General features: G+C 44.0%; 21 protein-coding genes and 1 pseudogene. 9 read left to right on the forward strand and 13 right to left on the reverse strand.

Annotated elements, in window-relative coordinates; all coding sequences use genetic code 11:
* Positions 1 to 65 precede the first annotated feature (65 nt).
* From DXD65_RS05560 to miaA, 9 genes are all read right to left on the reverse strand, one after another.
* Positions 66 to 1,592: a PAS domain-containing protein gene (locus tag DXD65_RS05560; protein WP_117887406.1), complete on the reverse strand. Its 1,527-nt coding sequence runs from the start codon at positions 1,590 to 1,592 to the stop codon at positions 66 to 68.
* A 438-nt stretch (positions 1,593 to 2,030) separates the two neighbouring features.
* The gene (locus DXD65_RS05565) at positions 2,031 to 2,915 is read right to left on the reverse strand and encodes a TraB/GumN family protein (RefSeq protein ID WP_117887407.1); all 885 of its coding nucleotides are present in this window, start codon (positions 2,913 to 2,915) and stop codon (positions 2,031 to 2,033) included.
* Positions 2,916 to 2,992: 77 nt separating this feature from the next.
* Positions 2,993 to 3,505, reverse strand: coding sequence for a C40 family peptidase (locus DXD65_RS05570; protein WP_005828855.1), 513 nt, complete (start codon positions 3,503 to 3,505; stop codon positions 2,993 to 2,995).
* Positions 3,502 to 4,305 (reverse strand): ABC transporter ATP-binding protein, encoded by an 804-nt coding sequence (locus tag DXD65_RS05575; RefSeq protein WP_057097192.1) that lies wholly within the window; start codon positions 4,303 to 4,305, stop codon positions 3,502 to 3,504. The genes DXD65_RS05570 and DXD65_RS05575 overlap by 4 nt, the downstream gene beginning before the upstream one ends.
* Positions 4,306 to 4,330: 25 nt before the next feature.
* The gene (locus DXD65_RS05580; RefSeq protein ID WP_005835497.1) at positions 4,331 to 5,818 is read right to left on the reverse strand and encodes a DUF5687 family protein; all 1,488 of its coding nucleotides are present in this window, start codon (positions 5,816 to 5,818) and stop codon (positions 4,331 to 4,333) included.
* Positions 5,819 to 5,901: 83 nt separating this feature from the next.
* Positions 5,902 to 8,730, reverse strand: coding sequence for a M16 family metallopeptidase (locus DXD65_RS05585; RefSeq protein WP_044467820.1), 2,829 nt, complete (start codon positions 8,728 to 8,730; stop codon positions 5,902 to 5,904).
* A 103-nt stretch (positions 8,731 to 8,833) separates the two neighbouring features.
* Positions 8,834 to 9,634, reverse strand: a complete 801-nt coding sequence (gene kdsA, locus DXD65_RS05590) for a 3-deoxy-8-phosphooctulonate synthase (protein ID WP_009037040.1) — start codon at positions 9,632 to 9,634, stop codon at positions 8,834 to 8,836.
* A gap of 23 nt (positions 9,635 to 9,657) precedes the next feature.
* Positions 9,658 to 10,584, reverse strand: a complete 927-nt coding sequence (locus DXD65_RS05595) for a diacylglycerol/lipid kinase family protein (protein ID WP_009037039.1) — start codon at positions 10,582 to 10,584, stop codon at positions 9,658 to 9,660.
* A 66-nt stretch (positions 10,585 to 10,650) separates the two neighbouring features.
* On the reverse strand, positions 10,651 to 11,568 hold the full coding sequence (miaA, locus tag DXD65_RS05600; RefSeq protein ID WP_009037038.1) for a tRNA (adenosine(37)-N6)-dimethylallyltransferase MiaA: 918 nt from the start codon (positions 11,566 to 11,568) through the stop codon (positions 10,651 to 10,653).
* 627 nt (positions 11,569 to 12,195) lie between these two features.
* On the opposite strand from miaA, the gene DXD65_RS05610 reads away from it, so the two are divergent.
* Together DXD65_RS05610 and DXD65_RS05615 are read left to right on the forward strand one after the other, a co-directional pair.
* Positions 12,196 to 13,488, forward strand: coding sequence for an MATE family efflux transporter (locus DXD65_RS05610; protein ID WP_005828839.1), 1,293 nt, complete (start codon positions 12,196 to 12,198; stop codon positions 13,486 to 13,488).
* A gap of 14 nt (positions 13,489 to 13,502) precedes the next feature.
* Positions 13,503 to 14,123, forward strand: coding sequence for a CatB-related O-acetyltransferase (locus DXD65_RS05615; protein WP_005828836.1), 621 nt, complete (start codon positions 13,503 to 13,505; stop codon positions 14,121 to 14,123).
* A 10-nt stretch (positions 14,124 to 14,133) separates the two neighbouring features.
* Here DXD65_RS05615 and DXD65_RS05620 read toward each other — a convergent pair whose 3' ends face one another.
* A complete protein-coding gene (locus DXD65_RS05620; RefSeq protein ID WP_005828834.1) occupies positions 14,134 to 16,194 on the reverse strand; it encodes a HelD family protein in 2,061 nt (686 codons plus the stop codon).
* A gap of 127 nt (positions 16,195 to 16,321) precedes the next feature.
* On the opposite strand from DXD65_RS05620, the gene DXD65_RS05625 reads away from it, so the two are divergent.
* Positions 16,322 to 16,906, forward strand: a complete 585-nt coding sequence (locus DXD65_RS05625) for a nucleotidyltransferase domain-containing protein (RefSeq protein ID WP_005828829.1) — start codon at positions 16,322 to 16,324, stop codon at positions 16,904 to 16,906.
* Positions 16,907 to 16,908: 2 nt separating this feature from the next.
* Here the strand turns inward: DXD65_RS05625 and DXD65_RS05630 are convergent, their stop codons facing one another.
* Positions 16,909 to 17,673, reverse strand: a complete 765-nt coding sequence (locus tag DXD65_RS05630; RefSeq protein ID WP_005828828.1) for a LuxR C-terminal-related transcriptional regulator — start codon at positions 17,671 to 17,673, stop codon at positions 16,909 to 16,911.
* A 167-nt stretch (positions 17,674 to 17,840) separates the two neighbouring features.
* Between DXD65_RS05630 and DXD65_RS05635 the strand changes: the two genes are divergently transcribed.
* The 6 genes from DXD65_RS05635 (at position 17,841) to DXD65_RS05660 (ending at position 21,604) form a co-directional block, all read left to right on the forward strand.
* The gene (locus DXD65_RS05635; RefSeq protein WP_005835508.1) at positions 17,841 to 18,305 is read left to right on the forward strand and encodes a DUF2867 domain-containing protein; all 465 of its coding nucleotides are present in this window, start codon (positions 17,841 to 17,843) and stop codon (positions 18,303 to 18,305) included.
* Positions 18,306 to 18,941: 636 nt separating this feature from the next.
* On the forward strand, positions 18,942 to 19,568 hold the full coding sequence (locus tag DXD65_RS05640; protein ID WP_004315354.1) for a Type 1 glutamine amidotransferase-like domain-containing protein: 627 nt from the start codon (positions 18,942 to 18,944) through the stop codon (positions 19,566 to 19,568).
* Positions 19,565 to 20,497, forward strand: a complete 933-nt coding sequence (locus DXD65_RS05645) for a helix-turn-helix transcriptional regulator (RefSeq protein ID WP_005645910.1) — start codon at positions 19,565 to 19,567, stop codon at positions 20,495 to 20,497. The genes DXD65_RS05640 and DXD65_RS05645 overlap by 4 nt, the downstream gene beginning before the upstream one ends.
* 31 nt (positions 20,498 to 20,528) lie before the next feature.
* Positions 20,529 to 20,768, forward strand: a complete 240-nt coding sequence (locus DXD65_RS05650) for a hypothetical protein (RefSeq protein WP_005645908.1) — start codon at positions 20,529 to 20,531, stop codon at positions 20,766 to 20,768.
* Positions 20,722 to 21,141, forward strand: coding sequence for an RteC domain-containing protein (locus DXD65_RS05655; RefSeq protein ID WP_005645906.1), 420 nt, complete (start codon positions 20,722 to 20,724; stop codon positions 21,139 to 21,141). Before DXD65_RS05650 ends, DXD65_RS05655 begins: the two co-directional genes overlap by 47 nt.
* A 130-nt stretch (positions 21,142 to 21,271) precedes the next feature.
* Entirely contained in the window at positions 21,272 to 21,604 is a 333-nt protein-coding gene (locus DXD65_RS05660; RefSeq protein WP_005645903.1) for a helix-turn-helix domain-containing protein, read from the forward strand.
* A 42-nt stretch (positions 21,605 to 21,646) separates the two neighbouring features.
* On the opposite strand, the gene DXD65_RS05665 is transcribed toward DXD65_RS05660, so the two are convergent.
* Both DXD65_RS05665 and DXD65_RS05670 read right to left on the reverse strand, forming a co-directional pair.
* Complete coding sequence (locus DXD65_RS05665; RefSeq protein ID WP_117673324.1) at positions 21,647 to 22,372, reverse strand: hypothetical protein; 726 nt, start codon at positions 22,370 to 22,372, stop codon at positions 21,647 to 21,649.
* A gap of 4 nt (positions 22,373 to 22,376) precedes the next feature.
* A pseudogene (locus tag DXD65_RS05670) lies at positions 22,377 to 22,759 on the reverse strand (mobilization protein); the annotation flags it as partial.

Here is a 22,759-nt window from a genome sequence, read left to right on the forward strand (position 1 = left end):
GGATAGCATCGGTGATGGTTTAGGTTGCCCGTCGTTGACAGAGTTCATGTCAGTGGCGGGCTTTTTTATGCAGGTTGGCTTCCGGTAGGTTGATAGGGTATTTCGAACCAGAATTCGGAACCTTTCCCCGGAATAGAGCTGACGCCCACTTTTCCGTTCATTTTCTCGGCAATCATGGTGCAGATGGAGAGTCCGAGACCCGTGCCTTGTTTAAAACTGTTTAGCTTGACAAAGCGTTCGAATACATCCTTTTGCTTTTCAGGAGGAATGCCGCAACCGGTATCACGGACAAAGAAGCGAATCCTGTCTTCTTGCGGCAGGTGATAACCAATGTCGATGAAACCTTCTTCCGTATGCTTGAGGGCGTTTGACAGATAGTTGTTCAGCACTTGTCTTACCCGTTTGGGGACTGTGTGAATAATACAGTAATCCGCACCGGGCAGGAGACGTATACTGACTTCGGACGGAAGTTTCAGTTTTGCCATCGTCTGCATTTCATCAAGCGTCTTGTTTACATCCATATCTCCTTCTGTGAATTCGAGAATGCCAGCTTCGATGCGTGACAGGTCGAGAATATCATTAATCAGTTGCAGCAGCAGTTGGGTGTTTTCTTCGATGATATGTATGTATTCCTTTGTATCTTCGTCTTGTATATAATCGGAAAGTATGGAGGAGAATCCGACGATGGCGTTTAGCGGAGTACGTATCTCGTGGCTCATGTTGGCGAGAAAAGCCGATTTCAGGCGGTTGGCTTCTTCTGCTTTCTCTTTGGCTGCCAGCAGTTCGGTGATGTCCAGTGCAGAACTGACAATCCACCTCTCTTTCCCTTTGTTGTAGGACACCAGCGTTTTGTGAAACGACAGAATATACTCTCTGCCTTTGGGATTGACAAAGTGTTTGATGTAGGACTGGGGAATTTCCGACTCTTCAACTTCTTTGTCTGTCTCCTGAATGAAATTATCTTGCATTAGGGGTTTGAACTCCTCTTCATAGTGTCCCACAATATCCTCAGCGGGGACTTCCATCATCTCTGCCGCTTTTTTGTTCCATATCAGGTAACGTCCTTCATCGTTTTTATCTTTTACTGTAGTGGCGATGGGGAGGTTCTCCAGAATACTTTCAAGGAAGAAACGGTATTTTTCGTTTTCCCGGCGTTGGACTTCATCTTCCGTAATGTCGCGTATGAAGGCTATGACATAATTTCTGTTGAGGTAGACCATGCGCACTGCGATATATAGTTTCTCACCACTTTCTATTCTTATCTTTAGGGTCAGGCTGTCCGAAGTGCGGGTATTCAGTACGCGTAACAGCGACGTCATGTATTTCCGGCATTCATCGGCGTCTGTCACCAAATCTTTGATGTTGAGAGTTCCCAGGTTTTGGAACGGAAGTCTGTTCGCCTTTTCGGTAGGTGTATTGAGCAGTTTTACGACAAAACCTTGTCTGTTCAGCAGATATACCGGAATGTCTATTGCCCGGATAATCTGCCTGTTCAGACTTTTGTATTTATAATTTATCCAGTATAGAAAGCTTGCAGATGTAGCGGCAATCAACAGAAATAACTGTATTTCTCCAAATAATGTAAGATGCATACGCGGTATCTTTCATTTCGTCTGTCCCCGTTGACGAAGGTTATTATATAAAAAGCGCGAGGACTGTTATTGCCTATCTGCATTCGAGGCTCTGGAAAATGCCCACGTCATAAATAGACAACAGTCCCCACGCCTAAGTATATAATAACATAGACGTGAAGAAACTGTTGCTATCATCCCATGACGTTTATTGAATTTTCCAGATTCCGAATAGGCAGGGATAATAACTTTCGCTTCTTGCGTTCTTATCGAATCAAGTCAAAAATGGCCGTTATCACTATAACTGCCAAGACTTTGGTGCAAAAGTAGTATATTTTTCGGGATGTACGATATGATGAGGAGAATAAAGTGTATATGCAAACAAAGCGTGATGGTATTTGACCGTCACGCTTTGTATAGCTTGCCATTAAAAGTTGTTAGAGAGAATTGTTAGAGGATTTATTTCATGGCTTCTATGGTGTATCCTTGTTGTTTCAGAAGGTTCAACACTCCATTGTCTCCGGGCAGGTGCCCGGCGCCGACTACGAAAAGGGTGGGGGCTTCCGTCATGATGGTAGGCATCTTTTCAACCCATGCCTTGTTGCGGTTGTCCAGCATGGCTTCCATCTCACCGGGTAGTGGGTCACATGAATTGCCGTCGCGCTCTTCCATCAGTTGCAGCATGGCGTCCAGGTCTTGCTTTTCATAAGCGGCAATCAGGCGTTTGCTTTGGTCGATACCTTTCTCAATGTCGCTGATGGCGCAGTAGAGGAGGCTTGCCTGGCGTTGCAGCGTCTGGCTGTTGAACAGAATGTCTATTTGTGACTGGGCTGTTTCCAGACCGCCAATTTTCTTGCCTTGCTGTGCGGCCTGCTGCTGGAAGTAAGTGTCAAGCTGTTCTTGCGGGTTGAAGCCCGGAGTGTGTTTCATGTAGAGCAGGACGACAAGCTGCTGGTTGATGGCAGCCGGTTTCAGTTGTGCCAGCATGGCAATGTCCACCATCATGTTTTCCTTGATGGCTTTGCCTACTTCTTCGTATTGTTCGGGAGTAAAGAGGCTTTGCAGCGTGGTGTCTTTGGGCATCATCATCTGCTGTTGCATGCTTTGCATGAAGGCGGGAGTCGCCATTTCGCTCATCACAACTTCCCCGTAGACTTGGGCGGTTTCGCTCATGGCCTGCGGCATGGCGGCAATGCTGTCCTTTATACTGAGTGGAGAGAGGTGATAAGTACCGAAAATATAGGATGGTTTCTCTAATCCTTTACCGGATACTTTCCATAAAAGTTGTGCATTGGCGCTCAGCGCAATGCTGATGAATAAGAGGATGCCTAAAAGTTTCTTCATTGTTTTCTTCTTTTAATAGTTTCTGGACTATCAGTCGGGACAGAGTAAAGAAAATCACAAGAAGGGAAAAATTAGTATTATTTTATTCTTCCTCCGCAGAGCCAGTGTTGGGTGTAATATTTTTCCCGGAGGTTGCTGACTATGACTCCCTGGCTGGTGCTGGCATGTATAAACTTGCCGTCCTTGAGGTAGATGCCTACGTGTGCCACTTTTTTGCGGGAAGCACGGCTGGTGAAGAACACCAAATCTCCCTCACGCAAGTTACGGCGGGAGATTTTACTGCTCTCTTTCAGTTGCCCGTCTGTGCTTCTCGACAGACGGGTGTGGTAAACTTTCTTATACAGTTGCGATACCAGTCCGGAGCAGTCCGTTCCACGTTTGCTGTCGCCACCTGCGCGATAGGGGGTGCCTATCCATTCGGAGGCATGGATGTATAGCTTGTGGTTGTCCTGCAGTTCAATATCCACTCCCAAACGGACGGATGCCTGCGCCAGGGCTTTGTAGTCCAGGCGTGGCGCGGAAGTATGGCAAGAACTTAGGCCTATCAATATGATAGTAAGAGCTACTATATAAGAAAGATATTTTTTCATGCTTCCGAATTTTTTTCTTCTACCGTTTTATCTTCTTTTTCCGTTATTTCTTCTACGGCTGCTTCTACTACCGTTTCTTCTACCACGGCTTCTTCCTCCACACCGACGTTGAAGTAAGCTTCCAATTCCTGCTCGGCAGAGTTGTTCTCATTTCGTATATCGCGGATAATAACGCCGTTTTCTAACAATGCAATACGTGGACAAACGTCCACTGTGTGATTCAGGTTATGGCTGGAAATGATGACGGTGGCTCCGTGCTCTTCATTGTATCTTTTCAGCAAGTGTTTGATTACAGACTGTGAACTGGGGTCAAGGAAGTTGAACGGTTCATCCAGAATCAACAGTTGCGGGTGATGTAGCATAGCGGAGATGATGCCGATTTTCTGCTTGTTTCCGGCAGAATAGTTGCGGATGAATTTTTTTTGCCCCATCACTTCGCCGTTCATGAAGCGTTCGAAGGGAAGCAGGCGTTCGTCTACCTCCTCTTTCTTCAGACCGTACATCTTACCGATGAAGTAGAAGTATTCTTCGGGGGTGAGGTAGTCTATCAGGAAACCGTCGTCTATAAAGGCTCCCGTGAAGTTCTTCCAGTCCTCGCTTTTGCTGACGTCAATGTCATTGATGGTTACATAGCCCCGGTCTGCCTGCAGTAAGTCAAGAATAAGCCGGAAGAGGGTGGTCTTGCCTGCACCGTTGTTGCCTACCAGTCCCAGCATATCGCCTTGCCCGATGGTGTAGTTCTCTATATCTACGGCTTTTTTTGTGCCGAAATTCTTTTGTAAATTGTTGATGCGTATCATGTTAGTGATTGATGTTTAATGATTTCTATTTCTGTCTACTGTCCCTGAAGCCTTCCATATTCTTGTAGCGGCGTTTCATGAGCCGGTGATATACATTCATCAGCCAGAATTTGGAAGTGGCGATAAATGCCACGCCGATGCCGATAAGTATCCAGGGGGTGACCTCTTTGCCAAAGATGGCATTCAGTGCAAAAAGCAGCAGTAAAGGTATGCCGAAAGCACCTCCGGAAATCAGATTCTGCAGACCGGTGCCTATATTCTGCCGACTGGTCATCTTTGAATTCAGGTCGGTAGTCTTGTTGTTGTAGACTGCCAGTTGGAACAGACAGCAGTATACGGCTCCCGGAATGAATATCAGCCATGCGATGCAACCGAGTACGGATACCTTCCCGGTAACCATACCGGGAATCATCAGAATCGTAGGAATGAGCAATGCAATGCTGTACAGTATGTATTTGGCACGCAGCAGCGAGTAGATAGATTCCTTGCGGCTCATCAGTCCGTCAATGTAATTGCCTTCGTAACCCATCAGTGTGCTGAGGAACATGATGCCGAAGATAATGTAATTATAAAGGACGAAGAAATCTCTCAGACCTCCGTCATACACATCGGAAAAGCTAATGATACTACTGAACATTATCACTACACCGGTGATGGAATAGAGCGAACGCTTACAAATCTTGTTGCGTAGCAATAACTTGAGTTCCAGTCTCATGTATTCGCCTATTTCGCCGTAGCGGTCGAGGAATTTGTATTCGGATACATGTTTTATCCGTGTATCTTCCACTTTGTTCAGTTCATTGTAGATGAGTTTCTGCATCAAGGTGCGGTTGATGAACCACATGAGGGCGATGGCAGCCAGTACACCGATGAATGACAGTATATTGCCGGTGATGAACCCTTCTCCCAGATTGACAAAACAGTCGAAAAGCGGACTGTTGTCCGGAATGAATAGTGCGGCGGCAATGCCACCATATACTACTACCGGTAGTGCCAGCCACCAGATGCGCTCACCCATCAGTGTGCGGCACAACAAGAACCAGTAGTTATTGAATACCATCAGCAGCCAGATGCCAATGCAATAGGTCAGCACACCACTGATTCCATAGAATTTGGTGACGGTGATGATGGAAAACGGAACAAACAGAAACAGCCAGAACAGATTGAAGCCATCCAGTCCGGAACGGATCAGCAGGAAGTCGATAAGACGGTTCCGCTTGATGGGAAGCAGCAGGTAGGGCTTCACTTCCTGGGTGGGTGTTTTTTGGAAAGGCAGGCGTATCAGGAAATCCAGCACAAGGACAAATATCAATCCGGAATTCATTACGTGATAGGCTTCTGTGGCACCACCGTCAAAGGCGAATGCAAAGGTCGTACCGAAGAATATCAGGTAACCGGCCCAGAAGACGAACATGAAGTACATCCAGAATTTTCCGAATTTACTTTTTTCGTACATCGGATTTCGTTTTTCTGCCAGTTTTCCGTGCTTGCGCAAATCTAAGAAAAGACTCATAGTATTTGTATATATAGAGTTTGTATAAAAAAAGCTGCGCTGCCTTTCATCGAACAACGCAGCCTTCTGTGTGTATGGCTCTCTTATTCTTTGTCAGGAGTTTCAGGACTGATCATTGATACCTCAATCTCGTTCTTCTGCTTGAACAAGTCGTCGGTGAACTTCTGGATGTCCTTCACGGTGATGCTGTTGACAATCTGTTCGTAATCCTTTATCGGATTCATACCGGTGAACAGGTATTCGTCAATGCTTCCCAGCCAGTAGCTGTTCTCCTTCAAGTCTTCGGCATGTTTCTTCAGCATGAACTCCTTCACTTTATTCAAGTCTCCTTCCGACGGACCTGCTTTGGCGATGTTGTCGAGTTCTGCAAAGATAATCTGCATCAGCTTTTCTCTTTTTGCCGGAGCGGTTTCGAATACAATCTGCAAGAGAGCCTTTTCTTTCGGATATTTGCTTAATTGGCCGCCTACATATACACCGTAAGTGCCCCCTTCGTCTTCACGTACCTTGGCTGTATAAACCAAGTCGAGAATCTGGCTGGTCATACTCAGCAGGATGTCATTTTTCAGGTCGTACTTGCAGTCACCGTTCAGCAGGACAAAGTTCGACGCTTTGGCAGTTTCCTGCTTCCGTACGAATTCGTTCTTATAAACTCCCTGGCGCATGTCCACTTTATTGTCCTTGAATGTTTCCTTGCGGTTGATGGCAGGCAGTGAACCCAGGTACTCGGCGATGAGTGGTTTCATTTCCTCCACATTCACATTTCCTACAAAGATAAAGGTAAAATCGCTGGCATCTTTGTAGCGGTCTTGATACATGGACAGAATCTTGTCATAATCCATCTTGTCAATCATGTCCGCCTTTATTCTGGCTCTTCTGGGATGGTGCATGTAAATACCGGCCGAGACAGAGTCACTGAACGCCACCTGGGGATTCATTTCCATATTCTGCAAAGCAGCTTTGTTGCGGTTCTTGTAGGATGCGAAGGCATCGTCGTCACGGCGTGGAGCGGTGAACGTCAAGTAAGTGAGCTGCATCATTGTTTCGAAGTCTTTCGGTGAACAGCTGCCATTGACGGTTTCTGTCTTGTCACCGATACCATAGCTGACGGAAGCTTTCTTGCCGGCCAGAACTTTTTCCAGGTCTACGGCACTGAAATTACCCAGACCACCGACACTCACTGCATCCAGTCCGTTGATGTTGATGATTTCCGAGTCGGGGAACAAGGAACTACCGCCTAGGCTGACTCCCTTCATGCGGATTTCGTCTGCCTTGAAATCTGTCTTCTTGATAATGACCTTGACTCCGTTGGAGAGTGTCAGCGTTGTAGTGCCGAATGTATCATCTGTCTGCTCGGATACAATCTTTCCGCCTTTCGGGGCTTCGGCCATCAAAGGTTCATCCGACACCTTGTCTACGTAGGCAGTCAGTTTTTCAGCTTTAATATCTTTCAGAATCTTCTTGATTGCATCTTCTGTCGGCATTTTCAATCCTTCCTTATCCGGACCGAGAATTGCGACTACCTGGTTACTGTCTGTCACGAGGGCTTGCATCATCTGGTTCAGTGCGGCAACCGGAATGGCGGGAGCTATCTGATTGATGATGGCGTATTCGTTTTCGATGCCCGGAATCGGTTCGTTATCGAGGAAATGACGGACATATTCATCCACGTACTCTTCATTCTTGCGTTTGTCACGCTCGTTATAAGCAGATTCCAGTTGGCGCAGATATTCGGCACGGGCACGGTTGTATTCCGTTTCCGTAAAGCCGAATTGGCGGGCGCGTTCTGTTTCGCGCAGGAGAGTGGCTATTCCATTTTCTATGGCATCTTCCTTGCAGACAACGACACCGGTGAAGGCATCTTTGGTTTTGGCAACAAAGAAATCATCGTCATAAGTGGCGGCATATATATAAGGAGGATTGGCGGTCTGTACCAATTCGTTCAGACGCGCATTCAGCATATTGTTGATGAGCGTGGTTGCATAATTCTGTACCAGATAGCCCATGTCGCCTTTCTGCTCGTCAGGAGTGGCTTCGTGCTTGTTGAAGATGAGGGCTTGTACATTGGACTGTTCCTTGTCCTGATAAACCAATACAATAGGCTCCTTGTTGTCGTTTACCGGATAGTACTCGCGTTTGGCAGCATTGGGCTGGGCGGGAATATCAGAAAACATTTTCTTGATTTGGGCTTCGATGGCGTCCACATCTATATCGCCAACTACCACAATACCCTGAAGGTCCGGACGGTACCACTTTTCATAGTAGTCTCTCAAAGTTTGCGGTTTGAAGTTCATAACGACCTCCATCGTTCCGATAGGGAAACAAGTGGCATACTTCGTTCCTTCGAACATGACTGGAAGCATCTTCTCCTGGAAGCGTTGTATGGCGCTCATACGGGTGCGCCATTCTTCGTTGATGACTCCGCGTTCTTTGTCTATTTCCTTCGGGTCCAGGGTCAAATCGTTACTCCAGTCGTGCAGAATCAGCAGGCAGGAGTCGATGGCTCCCGGAGTAGTGACCGGCACATTGGAAATGTTGTATACGGTTTCGTCTACGGAAGTATAGGCGTTCAAGTTCTCACCGAATTTCACCCCGATACGCTCCAGGTATTGCTTCAGTGCATCACCGGGGAAGTGGGTCGTTCCATTGAAACACATGTGTTCCAGGAAGTGGGCAAGGCCGCGCTGGTCGGCTTCTTCCTGAATGGAGCCTACCTTTTGGGCAATGTAAAAGTCGGCCCGGTTTGCAGGCTGGCTGTTCTTGCGGATATAATAGGTCAATCCGTTGTCCAACTTTCCGATACGGACATTTTTGTCGACCGGGATAGGCGGCATTTGCTGTGCAAATACCTGCTGAAAATTGCAGCAAAGAATTAACGCTACAATCCATAAACCACGTAATAGATGTTTCATATTATTATGAATTTAAATTGTTCTTGAACTATCTGTCGGACAGCCCTTGGATAAATCACAACTTCTGTTGTTTTTTTCGGATTCCATTCCGGATAAATGGAATTTATCTGACTGCTTCCCGGATGCGGACCAATTTGGTCAGCAGGTCTTCCAGCAGGTCGAGTTTCAGCATGTTGGCGCCGTCACTCTTGGCTACGGCGGGATTTTCGTGGGTTTCGATGAACAGTCCGTCTACACCTACGGCAACACCGGCTTTGGCTACGGTCTCGATAAGTTGCGGCATACCTCCCGTGACGCCACTGGTCTGGTTGGGCTGTTGCAGGGAGTGGGTTACATCCAGGATGACGGGGAAACCGAAGGTCTGCATTTCGGGGATGCCGCGATAGTCGATGACTAAATCCTGATAACCGAAAGTAGTTCCGCGTTCCGTCAGCATGACGTTCCTATTGCCTGCTTCCACTACTTTATCAGCCGCAAAGCGCATGGCAAGCGGAGAGAGGAACTGCCCTTTCTTGATGTTGATGGTTTTTCCGGTTTTGGCGGCGGCTACAAGCAGGTCTGTCTGCCGGCAGAGGAAGGCGGGAATTTGCAGAATATCCACATATTCGGCAGCCATGGTGGCTTCTTCGGCGGCATGAATGTCGGTCACGGTAGGTACTCCGAAAGTGTCGTGTACCTTTTGCAGTATCTTCAGCGCCTTTTCGTCACCGATACCCATAAAGGAATCCAGACGCGAACGGTTGGCTTTACGGTACGACCCTTTGAATACGTATGGGATTTGCAGTTTTTCTGTGATGGTCACGATACGTTCGGCAATGCGCATTGCCATTTCTTCTCCTTCGATGACACATGGACCTGCCAGTAGGAAGAAGTTTCCGGCAGGATTATTCTTTAATTCAATCATAGGTTGTTACTGATTAAGTATTTTCAATTGGGTATAATCAATGTTATTGCTTCATGCAGTACGCTGATGTCCAGTGGAAAATGACGGTCGAGAATACGTCCGTCCAAATCGACAGAGGCATTTTGCGCACGCAGCACTTTTACTTTTTGCGTACGGTAGGGCATCACTACCTTATGGTTCAGAATCCGCCCTTGGATAAGCATCCACAATCCCGACCATAGTTGCAGCAATTCGGGACGGTAAATGACGGAAACATCCAGCCAGCCGTTATAGGGCACTGCACTAGGCGCTTGTCCGTATCCCCACGCACTGCCTATGCAGACAGTCATGATGCGTCCGCGTATATGCTCGCCGTTTATCTTGAGATGCATGCGGTACAGCTTCCGTTCGAAGATAATGGATAGCAGTGCCATGAAGTAAGAGAGGAACTTCACTCCCCAGAAACGCTTGCACTGGTCGGTGATTTTCACGATACGGGCTCCCAGGCCTATGTTGATGGCATTGAGAAAGTAGCGTGTCAGATGCTTTTCACCGTCGTAATAATAGCAGGTACCCACGTCTATTTTCCGGCGGCGGTTGTTGATGATGCAATCCACCGCTTTCTTGTAATCCGAACTCATTTCCCAATAGTCGGCAAAGTCATTTCCTATACCATTGGGGATGATGCCGATGGCTATATTCTCCTTGTCTGGTGCATTGGAAAGCATGATGCCGTTAATGACGTCATTCAGTGCGCCGTCACCGCCTACTACAACAATGGTGCGGTAGCCGTTGTTGGCGAGGATGCCTGCCAGACGCTCTACCGAACCGAACCCTTCGGACTGCACATAGTCGTAAGGCACACCTTTGCTGTCTATGTATTCTTTGATTTCTTTCCACCGTTTCTGCACTTTCCGTGTTCCGGCTTTGGGGTTGTATATCACTCCCAACTTTTCGGGTTCTGCACTCATGATTCTATTTACAATTTGACTATTTACTATTTACGATTTAAATCACCCGGTCACTTTATCATTTCATCATCCTTCCAACTTCTTCTTTACAAAAGCTATCTTTTCTTCCATCGGCCACCGGGCATTCATCCAATGGATGGTAAATCCACGCCGTTCCATACCGCGGAACCAGGTCATCTGGCGTTTGGCAAACTGGTGGATGGCTGTTTCCAGTTGCGTGAACATCTCTTCATAGGTCAACTTGCCGATGACATAAAGTGTCAGATACTTGTATTCCAGTCCGTAATAGATGAGGTCATCCGGTTGGATGCCTTGCTCTATCAGACGTCGCACTTCGTCTATCATTCCTTCTTCCAGGCGCTGGTGCAGGCGGCGGGTGATTTTCTCCCGACGCAATTCCCGGTCGATGTCCACACCTATGATGAGACTGTTCATCTGGGGGAAGGAACGTTCGTCTACTGGGGTATGGGCATAATACTCTTCGATTTCGATGGCTCGTATGGCACGTTTGGCTGTGTCCACGTCCGTGGTATTGTGCAGGCTTTTGTAACCTTTCAGTATGTCGGTCAGTTCTTCCAGCGATTTGTCTGCCAGACGGGTGCGCAACTCGGGATTCTCGGGTACGGGCAGCAGACGGTAGCCTTTCAGTACTGATTCGAGATACATTCCGGTTCCTCCACATACAACGGGCAGGCAACCTTTTTGTTTAATAGTCTCGTAAGCATTCAAGAAATCACGCTGATACTCGAAAACATTGTACTTATAGCCCGGGGCGGCTATGTCGATGAGGTGATGGGGAATCTGTTTCCCGTCGACGGTATAGTCAGCAAGGTCTTTGCCGGTGCCTAGGTCCATCCCCCGGTAGATTTGCCGTGAATCGGCACTGATGATTTCCGTATGGAGTTCGGCGGCCAAGGCGGCTGCAAATGGAGTCTTTCCTGAAGCGGTAGGCCCTAATATGGCGATTAAATCATAGTCTGGCATATATAAGTTCTTGTTAATCTCACTACAAAGATAGTGCAAACCGAATGCAGAATAAAATGAACTCGTTCATTTTTTATGCTGAGGTGCAGCTTATCTTCGTGTTAGTGCAAAGATAATGCAAACTGGGAGTATAATGGAAAGAACTTGCTCATTTTTTTACGTGATGCTATACCTTCTTTTCTACTTTGAAGCAGAAAAAGTGAAAAAGGACGTGAAAACGAGCATTAATCTTATTAAAATGTGTTATGAAACATGCTTTTTTTCTTGGAAAGTTTGTCAATGTCCCAAAAGTCCGTACATTTGCAATGTGTTTTTCATAGTATTAGATTTAAGGTTAACAAAGGTTGGAGTACAGCGGTACTCCTTTTTTTATGCCCTAAACTGAACTTTGGCACTTTTTTTCTATATTTTTACACTATATATTGAATGAACAAACATATTCACCTCTTATGAAGCTCTGTATATAGCTACGCTCAACGAATAGCCCTGCTTGATAAAGCTATTCAGCTATCTGGCAAACGATGACCCGTTTGCCACAGAGATTGTGTATCCTTTTATTCATGAATTTGCAGGATGGCATGCTGTACTTGTACAGTGTGTTGTTTTGTGCTATTTTATTGTTGAGCAATGCATTATACATATAAACAGATATGGCTTATCAACTTTCCGGTAATGATGAGCATTTTGATGGAGCAGCTGATAAATATAACCGATGCTGTTTTCTTAGGTCACGTTGGCGAGGTGGAATTGGGAGCATCTGCCATTGCGGGGATTTATTATTTGGCGGTCTACATGCTTGGGTTTGGGTTTAGTATCGGATTGCAGGTGATGATTGCCCGAAGGAATGGAGAATGTGACTATGGTAAGGCTGGGAAGATATTCTTTCAAGGTTTCTTCTTTTTATCGGGATTGGCCATTTTGCTTTGTCTGCTGATGCAGGCAAGTTCTCCTTTCATATTGGGAAGGTTGATTTCCTCGCCGGAGATTTATCGGGCTGTAATTCAATATCTGGACTGGCGCAGTTTCGGTTTGCTGTTTTCGTTTCCGTTTTTGGTTATCCGTTCTTTTCTTGTGGGAATAACATGCACTCGGGCATTATCGTGGGCTGCTGCCGTTGCAGTAGTGATTAATATTCCTTTGAATTATATTCTGATAATTGTTGGAGGACTGGGAATATCGGGAGCTGCCATTGCTTCTTCTCTGGCAGAGATGGGTTCTTTGGTGATGCTTCTTTTCTATGTATGGCTGAAAATAGATAAAGGGAAATATGGATTGAAACCGGTATATGACGGAAAGCTGTTGGTGGATGTGCTGAGCTTGTCGGTATGGAGCATGCTTCATGCCTTTATCAGCGTGGCTCCGTGGTTCTTGTTTTTTGTGGCGGTGGAACATTTGGGTAAAACGGAATTAGCCATTTCCAATATTACGCGAAGTGTATCTGCTGTCTTTTTTGTAATAGTCAATTCTTTTGCGGTCACTACGGGTTCGCTGGTCAGTAATGCGATTGGGGCTGGAGAAAGGAGGGCTGTTTTCATTATCTGCCGTAAGATACTGAGGTTGGGCTATTCTGCTGGATTTCCACTGATAGGGGTAGCTGTATGTTATAATCGCTTGATAATAGGAATCTATACAGATAACGAACTGTTAACAGAGCAGGCTTTCATCCCTTTTGTTGTGACGTTGCTGAATTATACCTTTGCCTTGCCAGGCTATGTATATCTCAACGCAGTTGGAGGGACCGGTAAAACCCGGATTACTTTTCTTTTCCAAGTGACTACCACTGTCGTGTATCTGGGGTATCTTTATTGGTTAAGCGCTTGCACTCATGCATCCTTGGCTATTTACTTAACGGCAGAATACCTTTTTGTGATTTTGCTGGCACTGCAATCGGTTTTCTATTTAAGAAGTAAACAATATTAGAAACATATCGAATTATGATGACTAAAATATATCCGCGTACGGGAGATAAGCAAACCGTATATCTTAATGCTGTTGTAAAGGATCCTCGAATAGAGGTTGGTGACTATACTATTTATAATGATTTTGTAGCTGACCCTTTGTTGTTCGAGAAAAACAATGTGCTGTATCATTACCCCATCCATCAGGAGAGGCTGGTTATTGGTAAATTCTGTTCCATTGCTTGCGGTACGAAATTTCTGTTCAACTGTGCCAATCATACGTTGAAATCTCTGTCTACTTATACATTTCCTTTATTTTACGAAGAGTGGGGATTGAAGAAATCGGACATAACGGATGCATGGGATGACAAAGGAGATATTATAATAGGTAATGATGTTTGGATTGGTTATGAAGCGGTGATAATGGCTGGTGTTCATATAGGAGATGGGGCGATTATTGGTGCACGTGCTGTTGTGACTAAAGATGTTCCCCCTTATACAATTGTAGGGGGAACTCCTGCCAAAGAAATCAGGAAACGTTTTGATGAGGATGTGGTGAAGAAATTATTGCGGCTGCAATGGTGGGATTGGTCGATTGATGAGATACGCTGTTACTTGCCGCATCTTGTACAAGGCTGTTGGGATAGATTTCCTTAATAATCCATCATCAGTGAGTTGCCGGTCTTGCCTCGTGAAATGTCAAGGTTAGGCGGTGCATAGCTCTGGTTACAGCTACATAAAGCATACTCTTGTCAATCTCCGAACGGTAATTTCTCTCATCCGTCTGTGGAATAATGACTTCGTCAAACTCGAGCCCTTTTGCCATGTGGGCAGAGGTGATGACGATGCCTTGCACAAATGCGGAGCTTTGACTTGATAGGAAGCTGATATCATTGGCATATGATTTCAGCATGTCTGCCATCTTCCTGGCTTGCTGCTCCGTCTTGCATATGATGCCAAGAGACTTATATCCGGATTTCCGGTAAGTGGAGATTAGCCCCATAATGCCGGACAGTTCTTCTACGGCACTGCCGAACTGCAGGATTTGTGGCTTTTCTCCATGCCGGGCAACCGGTTCCAGCTCTGCGTTAGGATGAATCTTTTGCGCAAAATCCGTAATCTCGAAGGTGGAACGATAACTCTTACACAATTTCATGATTTCACTTGCAGTAAGTGACTTTTGGATAGTTTCTGCTGTGGATGAACCATAAGGATTCACGGACTGTCCTGCATCGCCCAACACGGTTTTCCGGCATGGAAAGAGTTTCTGTATTACCTTGTACTGTATGGGCGAATAGTCCTGCATCTCATCTATCAACAGATGTTTGACTCTGAATGGCTGGTTCCCGTTTCCCTCCAATGCCAAGTGTAGGTATGCCAGCGGTGCCAAGTCTGAGTATTCGAGTGTATGTCCCTTTCGCATTTTGAACATTCCGGGATTATTTGTCCATTTAAAGAAATCTTTGTAGACTTGAATGTCGTTATTGCCTGCAAACATTAGTCTGATTTCTTTTTTCAAAAGGTTTCTGCCGGTGGTGGTTACCGTAAAGGTGTATTGTATTTTCAACATATCCAGCATATAATCAGCCATAGCATCAAATCGTCGGCGTATGGGATAACGGTTGAAACGTAGGTACTGTTCTTCAATAAACGGGGCAGGTATGGTGATGTATTTGGTCAGCTTCACGTCTGCTGCCTTGAAGTAGGTGTTCTCTATGTGGAGGATAAACTTGTCAAGCTCTGAAATGAAGCCGAAAGAGGCTTTATAGGCTATTCTGTCGATGAGGCTTGAGGATGGCTTTTCTAACAGTTCATTCACTAGCCCGAAGTATGTTTGGTACTTATATTTGTGTTCCAACACTCCGGAGAGTATTTGTTCCATACTGGTTTCGGGCACGGTTTCTTCCCCAAGTTCGGGGAGGACGTTGGAGATATAATCGGAAAACACTTTGTTGGGGGAGATAATCAGAATATCTTTTGATGAGATGCTGTCTCTGAAGGTATAGAGCAGGTAGGCTATGCGGTGCAGGGCTATGGATGTTTTTCCAGAGCCGGCCACTCCTTGAATAATAAGCGTGCGGATATCTTCGTTGCGGATAATCTGGTTCTGTTCCCGTTGGATGGTGGCAACGATATTTTTCATCTTGTCATCTGCATTGGAACTTAACTCTTTTTGCAGAATGTCGTCATGGACGGTCAGGGCACTTTCAATCATAAATTCCATTTTGCCGCCCCGAATTCTGTATTGGCGTTTTAGGGAAATTACTCCTTTAATCTCTCCCGATGGAGACCGATAGCCTGCTTCTCCTAATTCATGGTCATAGAACATGCTCGAAACGGGTGCTCGCCAGTCATGGATAAGGGTAGCTCGACTTTCCGGGTCATAGAAGGTATGGATACCTATATAGATAGGCATCACTTTGCTGTTTTCTTTCTTTTCCAAAAAATCAATTCGTCCGAAGTAAGGAATGGCAAGTATCTTGGTGAGCCGCTTATGCTTGTTGATTACACTTTCCCCCAAGGCAAAATGGTTCAGGATGCTTTCGCGCATGGAGCGTATCTCGTGTGGGTCGATGTCTTTGTTGGACCAGATATAGTCTTTGTATTCTGCCAAGGTGTCGACGTGGTCTTTCACGGATGCGTCGGTATTACCGATAACCTTTTTCAGAAAACTGATTATTTGCTTTAAATATTCTTTCTCTTGTTTCTCTGTTTGATTGAATGCCATAATTAGTTGTTGCTAAAAGATAAGACAGTGTGCAAAATTAGTGTATTGTATCGGGAAGGGAAATGGCTATTTATAGCTATATACTGGGAAGTTTTATATCTTTGCACATTCAAAAAAGTGGAGGTAAATGGACATTCATGAGCTTGCAAGGCAGAATCAGCAATCTGCATGGAAAGTATTGGAAGATACCTGTATTATTGAAGCATGGGAGCGCATTGGAGCAACCGTTCGTTTGGTGGGCTCACTCCGTACTGGGCTGTTGGTGAAAAGTAGGGATATAGATATCCATATTTATACCGATAGGTTGGATGTAGGAGAGAGCTTTTCGGTCATCCGGGAACTTGCGGAACGGTTGCCTTTGCAGGAAATACAATATAGGAACCTTATCCATACGGAGGAAGAGTGCATGGAGTGGCATGCTTTATATAAGGATAGAGAACAGAATACTTGGAAGTTTGATATGATTCACATCCGGAAAGGTTCCAGGTATGATGGTGTTGTAGAAAAGGTGACTGCCGCTATTGCGGAGCGCCTTACTCCTGAAATTAGGAAAACGATATTGCAAATCAAATTCGATGTGCCGGATGGTGTAACGATTCCAGGTATAGAGATTTATCATGCTGTCTTTACGGGAGGTGTCGGCACTTATAAGGAGCTTGAAGAGTGGCGCAAAACAAATCAGTTGGCGGATGGTCTCGGTTGGCTTCCGTAATCTTAGAGGTAGATACCAAGATTTTCTACTATATGGATGGCTTCCATTATATTGTTGGCATTTAACTTGCTTAGGATGTTTTTCCGGTGATTGTTCACAGTATAGATGCTCACTCCCAGCTGGTAAGCGATTTCCTTGCTTAGAAAACCTTGTCGGATGAGTCGTAATATTTCTTTCTCCCGGTTGGATAATTGTTTGTCGGGAGAAACAGTGCATGTTGGAAGCATCTCTCCCGTTTTTCTGTTCACCACCGTCCGTTTGATTCTTTCGATAGGGGTCTGGTCGGGAAGTATATCCATTACTCCCATAATTATCCAGGCTTTACCATTCCGGTCTGTTTCTATGACTTGTTGCCGGCTGCTTACATTGATATACTGTTGCCGTGCATTCAACATACGGAATTGAAATATTTGCCGGTAATCATTTCTTTCTTCCGGTGGGAGTGAGTAGATGAACTGTCCATGCTCGATTTGGCATTCCGTGAGTTGCATTCTGTCATCAGGATGTATTCTCTCTTCCAGTAAATCGCCTTGTTGCCTGATTGTCTTTATCCAAGTGGGATTGTATCCGAAAAGATGGGCAAAACTGTCGGATGCAAAATCGTATCTCTCTTTAAATACGTCAACTGTAAAAATACAGCTCTGGCTCATTTGTGAGAACGCTTGCACGGATATTCTTTTCTTGTTCCACAAATCATAGTCCACATCGGGACCGCTAATCTGCTGTCTTGCCCATAATTCTTTGGGAGTTGTCTTGTTGGTAGTCATGGAACAAAGATAACTGATAATTTTCTTTTGAGCTTTATCTTTTACGGGATAATATTATTTCTAAGAATATGTTGTAGGGTTGGATTAAGTGGCTACCTTTGTAGGCCGTGTCATTGGGGACGTCGTGAATGAAAAGCAAACGAGTAATAAATTCAATATGTGATAAGATGAAAGATATACCGGCAGACAGCTTAATAAAGAATTATTTTCCTGTAGATTATATAGATTCTTTTTCTAAAGTGATGGTCACTGGGCAGGCTTTGACACCGGAAGATTTTCGCAATCTTGCCTTCAGCCGATTTCCTAAGTGGATTGGTTGGCTCATGAATTTTAGGAATGCGATTGTAAAGCCATTAGGACTGGATACAGCAACTAGATTTACAGATATGGTCTTGGATAAAAATCTGCATGAAGAAATTCTCGGAATGCCGGATAAGCATCTTGATTTCCATGTGTCCATGTGGTGCGGGGAATATCACGAAGGAAAACAAGAACTTCGGATTACTACTGTTGTGAAGTACAATAATTGGCTGGGAAGGGCATATTTCTTTATTATCAGACCTTTTCATGGGATAATAGTAAAGTCTATCTTAAAGCATGTTGCTGGGGATAGGGGGAGTGGGTGTAAATAAATACTCCCATTGAAATATTATCATTTCAATGGGAGTATTTATTTGAGTGGTGCCACCAGCAACCGAAAGTCGGCTTGTATAGCACTATTTCTCAATAAGTTATATCTTTATTACGATGTTAGTCCCTTGAATAAGGTTTTCACAACTTTGCACCGTTCAACACAAGTTTGTGTCTTAGGTTCGATTTCTGCGTGCAAAGGTAGATATTTATTTGGAATTATCAATATTTCCAAGAACTTTTTTTGTATTTACTGCTAAAAGTCTGTTTGAATTTTGTTCAGTATTCTTTTAGGAGTTGTTTTGAGGATTTTTCTCTGTATCATTAAGAAGAATTGCAGGCTATGTGACGGAAGGTTTTCAATATCCATGAAGTATATAGAAAGAACTTTAGTCGAAATGTCAGGTATCAATTTTCCCAATAGATTGAATCGTAAAGGAGTATTTTTATCGAGTAATATGTATAACTACATAAACCCCACTGGTTTCGAAACGTGCAGCCACATTACAAATAGGGTAAATTTCAATAATGGATTGTTTTGATGAAAAAAACTCTTCAATATTAGACTTACTGACATAGGGCTGTCATAGAAGACGCTATCTTTGTATCAAAAAGTATTCAACTTAATATTATAGAATATGAAAAGATTATTTTTATGCTCATCATTTGCTGATGTTGCTAATCTATTTGTCGATTGTGCCAAAGAAGATTTGCAAGGGAAAATTATAGCTTTTATACCAACTGCAAGCCTTACAGAACCAATACGATTCTATGTAAAAAAGGGGAAAAAGGCTTTAGAAGAAGCAGGAATGATTGTTGAAGAAGTCGAGATTACCCAACTGCCCAAAGAGGAAATATCTTCTATATTACATAAATGCGATTATATCTACATAACAGGTGGAAATACATTTTTCCTTTTGCAAGAGTTAAAAAGAAAAGGTGTTGATAAAATTATATCTAAACAAGTGAAATTGGGTAAACTGTATATTGGGGAATCTGCCGGAGCAATAATAGCCTCTCCCGATGCAGAATATATGAGAAGTGTGAATTTTGATCCAATAGAAAAGGCTCCTGAATTGAAAGACTGTACTTCTTTAGATTTGGTCGATTTTTATACGATTCCCCATTATGGAAATTTTCCATTCAAGAAAAAAGGTGAAAAGATAGTTCAACTATATAATGAGAAGTTGCAGCTTATTCCTATAAGTAATAAACAAGCTGTTATTATTGAAGATTCAAATATTCAAATTAAAGATGCAAAATGAATAGAATAGACCGTATTTCTGCTATATTGATTCAGTTACAATCGTACTCGTTAGTGAAAGCACAGCAAATTTCAGAACGTTTTAATATAAGCATTCGCACTGTATATCGAGATATAAGAACATTGGAAGAGGCAGGCATTCCTATCATAGGAAATCCCGGTATTGGTTATTCACTTGCAGAAGGATTCAAATTATCTCCTCTAATGTTTACTCAAAAAGAGGCTTTGTCCTTTTTGATTGCAGAGAAATTAGTACATGAACTAACTGATTCAAATAGCAACGAACATTATAAGTCTGGAATAGAAAAGATTAGGTCTGTCATGCGTTTTGCAGACAAAAATATGTTAGAAACAATGGAAAAGTGCATGTCTGTATTGGATACTTATAAATCATCTACCTATAAACCTGATATTCTTTTACTTATTTTACAAAGTATATACCAAAAAAGAATTATTGAAATATCTTATTTGGGAAGTAATGCGTTAAGTGTTTCAGAACGAAAGATTGAAGCTGTTGGAATTTTCTTTTCGAGAACTAACTGGTATCTAATAGGCTTTTATCTTCCCAAAGAAATCTATCTTACATTTCGGATAGATAGAATTCAAAAAATGCACATTCTTAATGAATTACAATCACGGGAACATCCTCCTTTGGAAAAATTCATACGCGAGTTTTATGATAAAGAAAAATTACATGAAATCGTTATAAGAATAGAAAAGAATAAAACCTCCATAATGAATGATGATAAATATTATTACGGATTAACATCTGAGAAAGAGATAGGGGATATGTTTGAGCTTCATTTTCTAACATTTTCAATCAGTAAGTTTGCACATTGGTATCTGTCTTTTGCAGATAGTGCAACTATAATAAGACCAGATTCTTTAAAATATGAAGTTAAAAATATTATCAATAACATTTCTATTTGATTGCTGTCAAATAGTATTTTTAATCGACTAAATGAAAAAAATATTCGACCAAAGATTTTTCCGCTTATTGTCGGAATGCTCACAACGTAAAGTGTCTGCATCTGAATTTGCAGAAGCTATCGAAGAATTGGCGACCCATGTAGCCGATTTCAGTATCACAGAACAAGATTATAGCATTTTACTCCGCTATTTCTCTTTTGGTTTGTATCGTCTTAAATCATACCGTGTATGGTTTGAGCAGGAAAAAAATATCCTATTTGCATCTAATTGATGAAGCGATAGGGTTACTGAATACCGAAATACGCCTAATCGAATGGCGTATCAAGTACCCGGAACAGTTGCAGCAACGCACCAACAAACAAGCCCTTTCCCCTCTATATCTCGCTGACAGAACCACTCTTATCAATATCATGGAAATAGTTAGCGGGCTGTTCCTTTCCCAAAAGATTGTGTATCAAAATGGCAAGCCTGTTTATTTAGTGGACTTGACGAAAGCCTTTGAATGGCTTTTCAATATCAAGATAGGTGATTGTTACCAAAAGCATGAGGACGTGATAAAACGAAAGCCGGGCAAGCTGACAGAGTTTCTTAATGGACTGGCAGAGCTTATTCGCAAGGAACATGACAAGAAAGGGTACAGATAACCAACGGCTTACGATTTATTTATAGGGGATTCCATTAGCTCCCCCGTAATTTCTTTGCGTCCGTTTTCTGAACTTTGCTTCATCAATCGATTGACAGACCATAATGTATAATCAGAAAAATGAAGCAATCATGTATATAGACAATGACGATTTCAGCGTATGGATGCAGAAGCTGTACGCCAAATTGGAAGAACTCTGCAAGGATGTACGGGTACTGCGCAATGCCGACAGGGTGCTGCCCGAAGATGACAACCTGCTGGATAATCAGGACTTGTGCCTGCTCTTCAAGGTGAGTATCAAGACCCTGCAACGCTACCGGGCTATCGGTGCGCTGCCGTATTTCACAATCAGCGGAAAAGTGTACTATAAGGCTTCCGATGTCCGGGAGTTCATCAAGGAGCGGTTCAGCGTTACCACGTTGCGCCAGTTCGAGAAAGAACACTGCACGAAGAAAAAGAAGTGAATTAGAAAGCCGGGGCGGTTCTGCTCCGGCTTTGCTTTTGTTTTATGGCTTGCCTAATTTGTCGGCTTCCTCCTTTAGCTGCTCGGCTTGCTCGTTCAACAGCCTTGCCCGTTCCAACGCTTCCGCCTGTTTCCTGCTGCGGTATTCAAAGCCTTTCACCGAATCGGTCAGGCTTCGGATGAAAGCGTTGTCCCGTTCCCGGCTGAACTTCGTTTCCAGCAAATCAAGGCTGCTGCCGTCTGCCTTTCCTTTCATCAGGATATAGCGGTATTTTATATCGTTGTCCTGTAACCGTTGCATCCGTTCCGTAAAACGAATATTCAAGATTAGCGAAATGATACAGATAATAAAACCTGCTGAAAGAAGAAAAAACTTGGGTTTCAGGTAGGGAGTTACCCGATATATCAGTTTGCCGTACCATGAAACGGGCGTTATTTCTCCGGCTGGTGTATCATCAGCCGGGAACAACACCTTTAACCGCTCCTTGAAATATCGGTGCGAGGTCACGATAAGCCCCTTTATATCTTCAAGGTCTTGTTTTTGGTTCTCGGACTGACCTTTTCTGATACTGCCGATTTGGTTTAGAATCTCCTGCACCATGTTTTCAGGAATGCCGGATTTGCCCTGCATTTCCGAAATGCGCTGTTCGATAACGTCCAGTCGGTTAATCGTTTCCTCCCGGCTGGCTGGCGTTACCTGCTTCTCCTGCCGTTCTTTCAGTTCCGTAACCATAGAGAGAAGTCCCTCCAAAATTAAGTTATTTTCCATGTTCCTATAATTTTAAGTGTCGTTTCTTTTTCTTCTTTTTTCTTTCACCGGGATTGTCGGGTGTTTCATCAGCCGGAGAGGACGGGGCGGAGAACAGACCGCCCAAGCCTGTCAGTAACGGACTGTCGGCTTTGCCCAGTGTCTGCGATAGCTCCTGAACAGGTGCGGAAACCGTCTGTCGGTTGTTTCCGGCAGTGTTCAGCCCCGCATCCCCGAAACATTTATCCAGTTTGGAGAAACTGAAACTGCGGTCTATCTCCGAACCCTTGAACGTGTATTCACCTATGGAAAAAGATATGCCCTGCACTTCGCCAGTCTGTCCCCTGTGCTTGAAATGAATCCCGATACCCTTTTCTGCCAGCCGGGTTTGTAACTGCCGCCAGTTCC

It is taken from the genome of Bacteroides sp. 4_1_36, from assembly GCF_003466325.1.
Lineage (GTDB): Bacteria > Bacteroidota > Bacteroidia > Bacteroidales > Bacteroidaceae > Bacteroides > Bacteroides uniformis.